13 protein-coding genes are annotated in these 12,710 nt (G+C 54.3%); 10 read left to right on the forward strand and 3 right to left on the reverse strand.

Annotated features, from left to right (window positions below; genetic code table 11):
* The first annotated feature begins 267 nt into the window (after positions 1-267).
* Positions 268-1,701 carry a PTS glucose transporter subunit IIBC gene (ptsG, locus tag SK47_RS07700; protein WP_003857942.1) on the forward strand — a complete coding sequence of 478 codons (1,434 nt, stop codon included), beginning with the start codon at positions 268-270 and terminating at the stop codon, positions 1,699-1,701.
* Positions 1,702-1,842: 141 nt separating this feature from the next.
* Here the strand turns inward: ptsG and fhuE are convergent, their stop codons facing one another.
* Positions 1,843-4,032: a ferric-rhodotorulic acid/ferric-coprogen receptor FhuE gene (fhuE, locus tag SK47_RS07705; RefSeq protein ID WP_032609004.1), complete on the reverse strand. Its 2,190-nt coding sequence runs from the start codon at positions 4,030-4,032 to the stop codon at positions 1,843-1,845.
* A 353-nt stretch (positions 4,033-4,385) separates the two neighbouring features.
* Here fhuE and hinT point away from each other — a divergent pair, with 353 nt between their 5' ends.
* From hinT to SK47_RS07745, 8 genes are all read left to right on the forward strand, one after another.
* Complete coding sequence (hinT, locus tag SK47_RS07710; protein WP_006809243.1) at positions 4,386-4,745, forward strand: purine nucleoside phosphoramidase; 360 nt, start codon at positions 4,386-4,388, stop codon at positions 4,743-4,745.
* A gap of 1 nt (position 4,746) precedes the next feature.
* Positions 4,747-5,121, forward strand: a complete 375-nt coding sequence (locus tag SK47_RS07715) for a YcfL family putative periplasmic lipoprotein (RefSeq protein ID WP_003857939.1) — start codon at positions 4,747-4,749, stop codon at positions 5,119-5,121.
* Positions 5,122-5,134: 13 nt separating this feature from the next.
* Positions 5,135-5,779 (forward strand): penicillin-binding protein activator LpoB, encoded by a 645-nt coding sequence (gene lpoB, locus SK47_RS07720; RefSeq protein ID WP_085929697.1) that lies wholly within the window; start codon positions 5,135-5,137, stop codon positions 5,777-5,779.
* Positions 5,760-6,584: a thiamine kinase gene (gene thiK / locus SK47_RS07725; protein WP_048243769.1), complete on the forward strand. Its 825-nt coding sequence runs from the start codon at positions 5,760-5,762 to the stop codon at positions 6,582-6,584. Before lpoB ends, thiK begins: the two co-directional genes overlap by 20 nt.
* An 11-nt stretch (positions 6,585-6,595) precedes the next feature.
* Entirely contained in the window at positions 6,596-7,621 is a 1,026-nt protein-coding gene (gene nagZ, locus SK47_RS07730) for a beta-N-acetylhexosaminidase (RefSeq protein WP_003857934.1), read from the forward strand.
* 31 nt (positions 7,622-7,652) lie between these two features.
* Entirely contained in the window at positions 7,653-8,195 is a 543-nt protein-coding gene (ycfP, locus tag SK47_RS07735) for an alpha/beta hydrolase YcfP (protein ID WP_006809239.1), read from the forward strand.
* A 236-nt stretch (positions 8,196-8,431) separates the two neighbouring features.
* Positions 8,432-9,736, forward strand: a complete 1,305-nt coding sequence (locus SK47_RS07740; RefSeq protein ID WP_022650789.1) for an NAD(P)/FAD-dependent oxidoreductase — start codon at positions 8,432-8,434, stop codon at positions 9,734-9,736.
* Between the two features lie 193 nt (positions 9,737-9,929).
* Positions 9,930-10,469 carry a glycine zipper 2TM domain-containing protein gene (locus SK47_RS07745; RefSeq protein ID WP_017384715.1) on the forward strand — a complete coding sequence of 180 codons (540 nt, stop codon included), beginning with the start codon at positions 9,930-9,932 and terminating at the stop codon, positions 10,467-10,469.
* 59 nt (positions 10,470-10,528) lie between these two features.
* Here the strand turns inward: SK47_RS07745 and comR are convergent, their stop codons facing one another.
* Complete coding sequence (gene comR / locus SK47_RS07750) at positions 10,529-11,164, reverse strand: TetR family copper-responsive transcriptional repressor ComR (RefSeq protein WP_022650790.1); 636 nt, start codon at positions 11,162-11,164, stop codon at positions 10,529-10,531.
* Positions 11,165-11,409: 245 nt separating this feature from the next.
* Here comR and bhsA point away from each other — a divergent pair, with 245 nt between their 5' ends.
* Positions 11,410-11,667 (forward strand): multiple stress resistance protein BhsA, encoded by a 258-nt coding sequence (gene bhsA, locus SK47_RS07755; protein ID WP_006809234.1) that lies wholly within the window; start codon positions 11,410-11,412, stop codon positions 11,665-11,667.
* 77 nt (positions 11,668-11,744) lie between these two features.
* Here the strand turns inward: bhsA and SK47_RS07760 are convergent, their stop codons facing one another.
* The gene (locus SK47_RS07760; RefSeq protein WP_022650791.1) at positions 11,745-12,710 is read right to left on the reverse strand and encodes a L,D-transpeptidase LdtC; all 966 of its coding nucleotides are present in this window, start codon (positions 12,708-12,710) and stop codon (positions 11,745-11,747) included.

Here is a 12,710-nt window from a genome sequence, read left to right on the forward strand (position 1 = left end):
TAAGTAAAACGAGTAAAGTTCACCGCCTCATTTGGGGCGGTGATGGCGTTTTTAGACACATCCAGACATGCTTTATGTAAATATCTGCAAGTTTTTTGGCCGTCTTGAACTGAAACGTGATAGCCGTCAAACAAACTCAGAGGGAATTATTTTACTCTGTGTAATAAATAAAGGGCGCTTAGATGTCCTGTCCACGGCGCGGTACTCCCCCCGGGCCAATGCGTGAAAACGTAAAAAAAGCACAAATACTCAGGAGCACTCTCAATTATGTTTAAGAATGCATTTGCTAACCTGCAAAAGGTCGGTAAATCGCTGATGCTGCCAGTATCCGTACTGCCTATCGCAGGTATCCTGCTGGGTGTCGGTTCTGCAAACTTCAGCTGGCTGCCAGCCGTAGTTTCCCACGTGATGGCCGAAGCAGGCGGTTCTGTTTTTGCTAACATGCCGCTGATCTTCGCTATCGGTGTTGCTCTGGGCTTCACCAATAACGACGGTGTATCTGCTCTGGCGTCCGTTGTTGCTTACGGCATCATGGTGAAAACCATGGCTGTGGTTGCGCCGCTGGTCCTGCATTTACCTGCTGAAGAGATTGCCGCTAAGCACCTGGCAGACACCGGTGTTCTCGGTGGTATCATCTCCGGTGCGATTGCAGCGTACATGTTTAACCGCTTCTATCGCATCAAGCTGCCTGAGTATCTGGGCTTCTTCGCGGGTAAACGTTTTGTGCCGATCATTTCTGGTCTGGCCGCGATTTTCACCGGTGTTGTCCTGTCCTTCATCTGGCCACCAATCGGTACGGCAATCCAGACCTTCTCTCAGTGGGCGGCTTACCAGAACCCGGTTGTGGCGTTCGGTATCTACGGCTTCATTGAGCGCTGCCTGGTACCATTTGGTCTGCATCACATCTGGAACGTTCCATTCCAGATGCAGATTGGTGAATACACCAACGCAGCAGGCCAGGTATTCCACGGCGACATCCCACGCTACATGGCGGGTGACCCAACGGCAGGTAAACTGTCTGGTGGCTTCCTGTTCAAAATGTACGGTCTGCCAGCTGCCGCAATTGCGATTTGGCACTCTGCTAAACCAGAGAACCGTGCAAAAGTGGGCGGTATCATGATCTCCGCAGCGCTGACCTCGTTCCTGACCGGTATCACCGAGCCGATCGAGTTCTCCTTCATGTTCGTTGCGCCGATCCTGTACATCATCCACGCGGTACTGGCAGGTCTGGCATTCCCAATCTGTATCCTGCTGGGTATGCGTGACGGTACGTCCTTCTCTCACGGTCTGATCGACTTCATCGTTCTGTCCGGTAACAGCAGCAAGCTGTGGCTGTTCCCAATCGTGGGTGCAGGCTACGCAGTGGTGTACTACACCGTCTTCCGCGTGCTGATCAAAGCACTGGACCTGAAAACGCCGGGTCGTGAAGATGCAACGGAAGACAGCAAAGCCGGTGCGACCAGCGAAATGGCGCCTGCTCTGGTAGCTGCTTTCGGCGGTAAAGAGAACATCACTAACCTGGACGCGTGTATCACTCGTCTGCGTGTGAGCGTTGCCGACGTTGCGAAAGTAGACCAGCCGGGTCTGAAAAAACTGGGCGCAGCGGGCGTCGTTGTTGCAGGTTCTGGTGTTCAGGCAATCTTCGGTACTAAATCCGATAACCTGAAAACTGAAATGGATGAGTACATCCGCAACAACTAAGCTGTGACCTGGGGAGACTAAGGCAGCCGAATGGCTGCCTTTTTTATTATTGCGGCTTGTGGTGCCGGGTGGCGGCTGCGCTTTACCTGGCCTACGTGATGGGTACGCCCGGTAAGCGCAGCGCCACCGGGCTTCTGTCACTCAGAAATCGTAGCTCGCGCTCACCGAGACGTTCAGCGGCGCGCCATACACTACATAAGAGCCGACGTAATCGTAATACTCTTTGTCGAACAGGTTGTTGACGTTAGCCTGTACCGCAAAATCTTTGGTGACCTGATAACGGCTGAACAGGTTCACCAGCCCATAGCTGCCTTGCTCCGCGCGGGAACGTCCTGCCGGGCCGCCTTCCACGTCCGTCCACACTTTGTTCTGCCAGTTTACGCCACCGCCCACGGTCAGTTCCGGCAGCATTGGCAACTGATAGCGGGTGAAGAGCTTCATGGTTGTGCGCGGCTGATCGGAGCTGACGGCGTTGCCATTCTTATCTTCTGCGATGTAACGCGTCGCGCCGAAGGTCAGCTGCCAGTTATCGGTCAGGGCACCGTTGAGCTCGAACTCGACCCCTTTGCTGACCACCCCGTCCAGCGATTCATAGATCGACTCACCGCTCGGCATGTAGGTATAGGTATTGCTGGCGACGTTATCCTGCTCAATGCGGAAAATCGCCAGTGAGGTGGTGAGGCGGGTATTAAACCAGTCTGCCTTCACCCCGGCTTCGTAGCTTTTGCCCGTGGTAGGGTCGAGATAACGTCCGTTGGCATCGCGCTTATCCTGCGGCTGGAAGATAGAGGTATAGCTGACGTAGGTCGACCAGTCCTCATTGATGTCATACACCAGGCCAGCGTACGGCGTGACATCATCTTTGGTGCTTTCCAGACGGGTATTCGGCGATCCTGCCGGGTTATAACGAATATTGTATTGGGTGTAGCGCGCGCCCAGGATCAGGTGCAGCGGATCGGCCAGCGAGAAACGAGCCGAAGAATAGGCTGAAGACTGGCGAATATCATCCTTGCTGTAGAGTTTCCACGGCGTCCACTGCGGATCGGCGATGTTCCCGTTCCAGTTCTTAAAGTTGCCGACATCCACCATGCCGTATACCGCATCCGGCATGGAGTTGTCGTAATGGTTACGTTGACGGCTGAAGCTGCCGCCGAACATCATTTCATGTTGACGACCAAAGAGATCGAAGCCGCCGCGCAGGAAGGCGTCGACCGCATCCTGTTTACGTTCCCCACGGTTCCAGCCGCCGTAACCTACCAGGCCCGCACCGGTCTCTTTATCCGGATAGCCGGACATATACATCAGTTTGGAGTCGAAGTTGGTTTCAGCGTGCATACCGTTGATATGCGCTTCCCAGCCATTATCGAAACGCTGAGTCAGGTTAGCGAAGATGCGGGTGCTGTCTTTATCTGAATAGGCCCAGTCAGGCGCGACGGTCTGGCTGCGATTGTAGTGGGTCTTACTTCCGTCGCTGTACCAGGTCGGCAGTCCGCCCCAGGTTGGGTCGGCGGTATGGCTTTCCTGATACTCATACCCTACCGAGAGAGTCGTGCTGTCGGTGACATCCGCGTCCATCACGCCGTAGAGGAATTTCTTCCGGTAGTGGTAGTTATCCACGAAGCTGTCGTTGTCCTGATAACCGGTGATCAGACGACCCCGTACCTTACCTGACTCTACCAGCGGCGCCTGGAGATCCAGCACGTAGCGCTGCTTGTCCCAGCTGCCGTAGCTGGCGGAGACGTTACCTTTAAATTCCGGGCTGTCCGCGTGCTTACGCACCATATTAACGTACGCCGCCGGGTTCCCCGTGCCGGACATCAGGCCGGTGGCGCCGCGAACCACTTCAATGCGGTCATAAATCGCGGTATCGGCGGCGGTATCACCAAAGTTCCACACTTCACTGATGGAGGTTGGCAAGTCGTCATAGGCGTAGTTGCTGACGAAAAAGCCGCGTGAGTAAAACACGGTACGGTCGCTGTCCTGCACCTGGGCCGTAATGCCCGTGGTGTTCGTCAGCACCTGTCCGATGGATTGCAGATTCTGGTCAGCCATACGTTGCTGGCTGATAACGCTGACGGACTGTGGGATGTCGCGGGGAACCAACAACAGTTTGGTGCCGGTGGTGGTGGTTTTTACGCTGTAATCCTGATCCTGGCTGGCAGAAAGATCCTGTGTGTTGTCAAAACCCCCGTCAACGACAACGGTATCTTCGGTGGTTGAAGCAGCGAAAGCGGCGGTTGGCGTCAATGCCATAGCAATGCAGGCGGCCAGCAACGAAGGTGTTGCGGCAGGCTGACGTTGCCCATCCCTGGTGTGATTAATGAAAGACATCATCAAACCCTTAGTGAATGGTGAAGGTATTTCGCGACAGTCCCGCTAGCACGGGCTGACGTCGTTTTCTATGTTAAAAATGCGCATGAAAATGCAAATGCGAAATATACGCATTGTGATTAACGCTGTAAACAGATGTTTCGGGATGAACTGAAATAAGGTTTCAGAAAAGAAATGTCCTAAAGCGATGCCTCTTCAGCCAGATGGGGGACAATCAGGAAAGAAATCACGGGAGAAGGTTGAAAGGACAGGAGAAACTCGCTCATACTCTTGTCTTGTGTCACGCAGTAAATCAGACAATGTGTGTTAACAACGGACGCACGACGCCAGATTAAACTTAAAAGGAAAAGGTCATGGCTGAAGAAACGATTTTCAGTAAAATTATCCGCCGCGAAATTCCGTCGGATATTGTCTATCAGGATGAACTGGTCACGGCTTTCCGCGACATTTCTCCCCAGGCGCCGACGCACATCCTTATTATTCCCAATATTCTGATCCCGACCGTTAATGACGTTAAAACCGAGCATGAAGTGGCGCTGGGCCGTATGCTGACGGTGGCCGCGAAAATCGCTGAGCAGGAAGGGATTGCTGAAGACGGATACCGTTTGATCATGAACTGTAATCGCCATGGCGGCCAGGAAGTCTATCATATTCATATGCATCTGCTGGGTGGACGTCCACTGGGACCGATGCTGGCACATAAAGGTCTTTAATATGTTAACTGGGCGTATTGCAGCGCTGATCGTGACGCTGGTAATGGTTGGGTGCAGCGCGCGTCCAGCCATCCCGGTCAGTGAAGAACAGACGCTGGTGATGGAGTCCTCAGTGCTTGCTGCGGGCATCACGGCGGAGAAGCCTTCGCTGACCATAAGCGAAATCCAGTCTTCAGCCTCTTCTACGCTCTATAACGAAAGGCAAGAGCCAGTGACGGTGCATTATCGCTTCTACTGGTATGACGTGAGAGGTCTTGAGATGCACCCGCTTGAGGCGCCGCGCAGCGTGACCATCCCGGCAAGATCGTCGGTCACGCTCTACGGCAGCGCCAGCTATCTGGGTGCACATAAGGTGAGACTTTATCTTTATTTGTAAGGAGTGAACCTTGATTAAAACAATGAGCCGTTATGCGCTCCTGAGTGCCTTTGCACTCTTTCTGGCGGGTTGTGTGACGCGAACGGAAGAACCTGCACCGGTGGATCAGGCGAAGCCGGGAACGGAACAGCCAACAACGCCAGCGCAGCCTGTTCCAACCGTGCCGTCTGTACCGACCATTCCGGCGCAGCCTGGCCCGATCGAACATCCGGACGACACCGCACAGCCTGCGCCGCGAGTACGCCACTATGACTGGAATGGCGCAATGCAGCCGATGGTGGGCAAAATGTTGCAGGCACAGGGTGTTACGCCCGGCAGCGTGCTGCTGGTGGACAGCGTGAACAACCGTACAAACGGTTCCCTGAATGCGGGAGAAGCGACGGAAACCCTGCGCAACGCGCTGGCAAACAACGGTAAATTTACGCTGGTCTCTGCTCAGCAGCTCGCGGTCGCAAAGCAGCAGCTTGGTCTGTCGCCTCAGGACAGCCTGGGTTCGCGCAGTAAAGCGATTGGTATTGCCCGCAACGTTGGCGCGCAGTATGTCCTTTATTCAAACGCGACAGGCAACGTGAACACGCCGTCGTTGCAGATGCAGTTAATGCTGGTTCAGACCGGCGAAATTATCTGGTCAGGTAAAGGTGCCGTTACGCAACAATAAGCGCACGCGTCATGAGGTCCTGACGCGTTATTTCCCTCAATACCATGTTATCGCGCCGCAAGCCCCCGCCGGGCTTGGCGGCGCGAGTTGCATTATTGAGCATGGCGACCATCGGCTGGTTTTACGTCAGCATCACGATGCCGCCGCGCCTGCCTCCCATTTTCGTCGCCAGTTCCGCGCCCTGAAGCGCCTGCCCGCCGACCTTGCGCCACAACCTCATCTCTTTATCAGAGACTGGATGGCGGTGGCGTTTATTGCGGGTGAGATCAAAAGCGAGCTTCCCGATACGCCTGCGCTGGCAGCCATGCTGTATCATCTGCATCGCCAGCCGCGTCTGGGCTGGCGGGTAACGTTACTTCCTTTGCTGGATCACTACTGGCAGCAGGCTGCGCCTGGACGACGCACGCCCTACTGGCTGGCGCAGCTTAAGCGGTTGCGTAAAGCGGGAGAGCCGCAGGCGTTACGTCTGGCGCCGCTGCATATGGATGTCCACGCGGGGAATATCGTTCATACCACGGCAGGCGAGAAACTTATCGACTGGGAATATGCCGGAGACGGTGACGTGGCGCTCGAACTTGCTGCGGTCTGGATGCCTGATGAGGCGTCGCGCGAGCAGCTGATAACCGCCTATGCCCGAGACGCCAACATCAATTCGCTCACCCTTGCGCGGCAGGTCGCGCGCTGGCGTCCGTGGGTGTTGATGCTGATGGCGGGATGGTTTGAAATGCGCCTTCAGCAGACAGGTGACATACAATTTATTGCGCTGGCAAATGATGCCTGGCGTCAGTTACAAACGAAAGGATAAGAGAGGTTGGTGTGGGTCCAGTAATGTTGGATGTCGAAGGGTTTGAGCTGGATGCGGAAGAGCGCGAAATTCTGGCACATCCGCTGGTAGGGGGGCTGATTCTTTTCACCCGCAATTATCATGATCCGGAGCAGTTGCGTGAGCTGGTTCGCCAGATCCGTGCGGCGTCGCGCAATCACCTGGTGGTGGCCGTAGACCAGGAAGGTGGGCGTGTGCAGCGTTTCCGCGAAGGGTTTACCCGTTTACCCGCCGCGCAATCTTTTGCTGCGCTGCTGGGGATCGAAGAGGGCGGTCAACTGGCGCAGGATGCCGGCTGGCTGATGGCCAGCGAGATGATCGCCATGGATATCGACATCAGCTTCGCCCCGGTGCTGGACGTAGGACACATTAGCGCGGCAATTGGTGAGCGTTCGTATCATGACGATCCGCGTATTGCGCTGGCAATGGCGACGCGCTTTATTGACGGTATGCATGCTGCGGGCATGAAAACCACCGGCAAACATTTCCCGGGCCACGGGGCGGTGACGGCGGATTCCCATAAAGAAACCCCGCGCGATCCGCGCCCGGAAGCAGACATTCGCGCTAAAGATATGTCGGTTTTCCGCTCGTTGATCGCTGATAACAAGCTGGATGCCATCATGCCTGCGCACGTCATCTACAGTGAGGTCGATCCGCGTCCGGCCAGCGGCTCTCCACACTGGCTTAAAACCGTGCTGCGTCAGGAGTTAGGCTTCAATGGCGTAATTTTCTCTGACGATTTATCCATGGAAGGGGCGGCGATTATGGGTAGCTATGCCGAACGTGGGCAGGCTTCGCTGGATGCGGGTTGCGATATGATCCTCGTCTGCAATAATCGTAAAGGGGCGGTGAGCGTGCTGGATAACCTGTCGCCGATCAATGCTGAACGTGTTACACAATTGTATCATAAAGGTTCATTTAGTCGTCAGGAGCTGATGGACTCGGCGCGCTGGAAAACGGTAAACGCCCGGCTTGAAGCCCTGAACGAGCGCTGGCAGGCACATAAAGCAGCCCTTTAATTCATCCCGGAAGGCGTAGCGTGGTGAGACGATGATCATCTATTTACACGGTTTTGACTCAAACAGTCCTGGTAATCATGAGAAAGTGCTGCAATTGCAGTTTATCGATCCGGATGTCCGGCTGATCAGTTACAGCACACGTCATCCGAAGCATGACATGCAGCATCTGCTTAAAGAAGTGGATAAAATGTTGCAGCTCAATATCGACGATCGCCCGCTGATCTGCGGCGTGGGGTTAGGAGGATACTGGGCAGAGCGCATCGGTTTTTTGTGCGATATCCGTCAGGTCATTTTTAATCCTAACCTGTTTCCGAACGAAAACATGGAAGGCAAAATCGATCGCCCGGAGGAGTACGCCGACATCGCAACCAAATGCGTGAGCAATTTCCGTGAAAAGAACCGCGATCGGTGTCTGGTGATCCTCTCCCGCAACGATGAAGCGCTGAACAGCTCCCGCGCCGCCGAGCTTCTGCACCATTACTACGAAATTGTCTGGGACGAAGAGCAGACCCACAAGTTCAAAAACATTTCCCCGCACTTGCAGCGTATTAAAGCCTTTAAAACGCTGGGCTGATCTCCCTGAACCTGATAAAGGCTCGGTACGTGAAAGCGTACCGGGCCTCTTTTTTGTCAGAGTTGTCTACTTTTAAACCATCAAAACTTGATACATATCAATTTTGGTATGACCAATGCGCCTGACGTGCTATTCTCAATGAATCTGAACGGTTTCAGCGCAGTAACCTGTTGTTAATTAAGGGTTATTTATATAACTTTTAATTAACAATTGGTTAATAATTTGAGGGGGTCACGTTGACTACGCCATTGAAAAAGATAGTGATTGTCGGCGGTGGTGCTGGCGGACTGGAGCTGGCGACGCAGCTGGGTAAGAAACTGGGTCGCGGTAAGAAAGCCAAAATCACGCTGGTGGATCGTAACCACAGCCATCTGTGGAAGCCGTTACTGCACGAAGTGGCGACCGGGTCGCTGGATGAGGGCGTGGATGCGCTCAGCTATCTGGCGCATGCGCGTAACCACCACTTCCAGTTCCAGCTGGGTTCGGTGGTGGATATCAATCGTGAAAACAAAACCATCACGCTGGCTGAGCTGCGTGATGATAAAGGCGAGTTGCTGGTTCCTGAGCGCAAGCTGGCCTATGACACGCTGGTGATGGCCCTGGGCAGTACCTCCAATGATTTCAACACCCCAGGCGTAAAAGAGCACTGCATCTTCCTGGATAACCCGCATCAGGCGCGTCGTTTCCATCAGGAGATGCTTAACCTGTTCCTGAAGTACACCAACAACATGGGTGCTAACGGCAAGGTCAACATTGCTATCGTGGGCGGCGGCGCAACGGGCGTTGAATTATCGGCGGAGTTGCACAATGCGGTCAAGCAGCTGCACAGCTACGGCTACAAAGGGCTGACTAACGAAGCGCTGAATGTGACGCTGGTGGAAGCAGGTGAACGCATTCTGCCTGCGCTTCCGCCGCGTATTTCCGGCGCGGCGCACAACGAGCTGACTAAACTGGGCGTGCGCGTGCTGACCCAGACCATGGTGACCAGCGCGGATGAGGGCGGCCTGCATACCAAAGACGGCGAGTACATCCAGGCCGACCTGATGGTCTGGGCTGCGGGGATCAAAGCGCCTGATTTCATGAAAGATATCGGTGGGCTGGAGACAAACCGCATTAACCAGCTGGTGACAGAGCCGACGCTGCAAACCACGCGCGATCCGGACATCTTCGCCATCGGCGACTGTGCCTCCTGCGCACGTCCGGAAGGCGGATTTGTCCCGCCTCGCGCTCAGGCTGCGCACCAGATGGCAAGCCTCGTGCTGCATAACATCCTGGCGCAGATAAAAGGCAAACCGATGAAAGCCTATGTCTACAAAGACCACGGCTCTCTGGTGTCGCTCTCAAACTTCTCCACCGTGGGCAGCCTGATGGGTAACCTGATGCGCGGCTCCATGATGGTGGAAGGGCGCATCGCCCGCTTCGTGTACATTTCTCTGTACCGTATGCACCAGATTGCGCTGCACGGCTACTTCAAAACCGGCCTGATGATGCTGGTTGGCCGCATCAACCGCGTGATCCGTCCACGCCTGAAGCTGCACTAATTTCTCTCTCCCTCCGGACCCTCCGGAGGGAATTCTTAGCACATCATGCTGTGCATTTCCCTCCTGACGCTTAAGAGTTCTCTTAAACCCACGTTGTCCCGGCCAACAACCCTGATTTTGATCCTTTATCTTATTGGCGAAGCGTTTATTGCGCTGCAAAATTGCTACCAATTGCAACAAAGGAGGAAGTCCCGTGAATAAATCAATGTTGGCGGGTATAGGGATTGGCGTCGCAGCTGCGTTAGGTGTGGCTGCCGTTGCCAGTCTGAACGTACTTGATCGTGGCCCGCAGTATGCGCAGGTGGTTTCCGCTACACCGATCAAAGAGACGGTCAAGACGCCTCGTCAGGAGTGCCGTAATGTTTCTGTCACCCATCGTCGTCCGGTTCAGGATGAAAACCGTATCGCTGGCTCCGTGCTGGGCGCGGTTGCTGGTGGGGTGATTGGTCATCAGTTTGGTGGCGGCCGTGGTAAGGATGTCGCGACGGTGGTTGGTGCGCTGGGTGGCGGTTATGCCGGTAACCAGGTGCAGGGCGCGATGCAGGAAAATGATACCTACACCACAACGCAGCAGCGCTGTAAAACCGTGTATGACAAGTCTGAAAAAATGTTGGGCTACGACGTAACCTACAAAATTGGCGATCAGCAGGGCAAAATCCGCATGGATAAAGATCCTGGTACGCAGATCCCTCTCGACAGCAATGGTCAGCTGATACTGAATAACAAAGTGTAAAAAAGATGTTCTCTGAACTTAGCTCCTCATGCGCTCAGGCTGAGGAGCTTTTTTTTGCGTCAGAGTTTAAGAAGTTCAGGCCACAGGCGCAGCGTTGTGTGCGTAATCCCCTGCAATTTTTCCAGCGTCGCGCCTTCACGGGCGCTGATGGACATCCCCTGTAAAATACAGCTCAGATACTGGGCCAGCTCCTGCGGACGGCAATGCGCCGGGATTTCGCCGCGCAGCTGACGCTGAGCCAGAAACGTGCTGAGCGTCTCCTCCTGCATCGCATGTCGCGATTTGACCGTGTTGGCAATCTCTTTAGACGATGCCGCGAGGGTCGCGGAGGTGTTGATCATAAAACACCCCGCAGGCGTGTCCTTGCTGGTATAGCAGGTCGCGATTGCCGTGAAATAATCCTGTAATGCCTGCTCAACCGTTTTTTCTTCACAGAATAGCTGGGCTTCATGTTTTGCCGCGAAGCGCGAGATGTATCTGTCCAGAACGGCCCGGAATAAGCCTTCTTTGTTGGTGAACTCTGCGTACAGGGTAGGGGCTTTAGCACCCGTAGCTTCCACGAGATCGGAAAGCGACGTGGCTTCATACCCATGCTGCCAGAAGAGCGTCATGGCCTTATCGAGCGCCGCATCCCTGTCGAACACTTTTGGTCGGCCACGGCTTTTCTTTGCGCAACGCGTGACATCGGTTGTCATGTGCCGTTGGTCCTCTGTTGTTTTGTTGAATAGTCATTATAAAAATAAACGTCTGCAACGACCAGCGGTGATTTCTGAAAAATAATTTAATTTTATCTTTTTGAAATATAAGGCAAATGAAATTAATTTAACGACCATTATAAAAATGAGTTGACGTGTGACCTGGATCACATTTATCATTTACCTATCGATCGTTAACTAAATAACTAACGACCACTACATCATCTGCCTAAAGGTATAAAATCATGAAAAACGTTAAAACCCTCATCGCTGCCGCCGTTCTGAGTTCACTCTCTTTCGCAAGCTTCGCTGCTGTTGAAGTGCAATCCACTCCAGCAGACCAGCAGAAAGTCGGTACCATCTCTGCCACTGCCGGGACTAACCTGGGCTCTCTGGAAGATCAGCTGGCGCAAAAAGCTGACGAAATGGGTGCGAAATCATTCCGCATCACCTCTGTGACCGGTCCTAACACCCTGCACGGTACCGCAGTTATCTACAAATAAGCGTAACGCAACCCTCCGTTATGCCACTGCAATAAAAAACGCCCTGCTGATGCAGGGCGTTTGTCGTTATTGCTGCTTTACATTGACTGCTGAGCAACCTCATGATGCCGCGTAACATCGGTTGGCATCCCCGAACGTGCTTCCATCGCCCGCTCCATCACTGCGCCATCGGTGTTGGCATTCGTTTTAAAGCTCACCATCGAGGCATTCAGATTAATCGGCAACGTCTGCGGATCGTCATTGATGTTTTTCGATAGCGGCTGGTGGATCTCAACCAGACGGACGCCACCTGGCTCTTCAGATACTTTAATCGGCGTATTAATGATATTCACTTTCGTGCCAGGGGCGATCACGCGGTAGAGCGTTTTGATATCGTCATCGCGCAGGCGAATGCAGCCGGAGCTGACGCGCATACCGATCCCGAAATCCGCATTCGTTCCGTGCAGAAGATAAACCCCACCATATGCCGCCAGGCGAATTGCATGATGCCCCATCGGATTATCCGGGCCAGCAGGTACCACGGCGGGCAGGTCGATACCTTGAGCTTTATAACGGGCGCGAATGTTTGCCGTCGGGGTCCAGGTAGGATTAGCGCGCTTATCAGAGACGGTGGTGACCATGGTAGGTGTGAGCGTATCGCCCCCCAGTTGACCAATACCGATAGGGTAGACGGTCACTTCGTTCTTGCCCGGCGGGTAGTAATACAGACGTAGCTCGGCGAGGTTAATCACAATGCCCTGACGCGGCGCGTCCGGCAGGATGGTTTGCAGCGGAATCGTCAGTACGCTGCCCGCCCGGGGCACGTACGGATCTACGCCCGGGTTGGCCTGCAACAGCGCCAGGAACCCGACGTTATATTTTTTGGCAATCGCTTCCAGCGAGCCGCCATCGTTTTCAACCACGTGAAAGCGGTTTTCACCTACGACGTTGCTGCCGGCGGGCGGAAGAGGCCAGGTATTGGCGCGAGCAGGGAGCGCGACGGCAACCGTCGCGGCCAGCGCAACCAGAGTTAACCAGCGGGTAAAACGCGAAGAAATCATCAT

Source organism: Enterobacter sp. BWH52, assembly GCF_001037565.1.
Lineage (GTDB): Bacteria > Pseudomonadota > Gammaproteobacteria > Enterobacterales > Enterobacteriaceae > Enterobacter > Enterobacter hormaechei_C.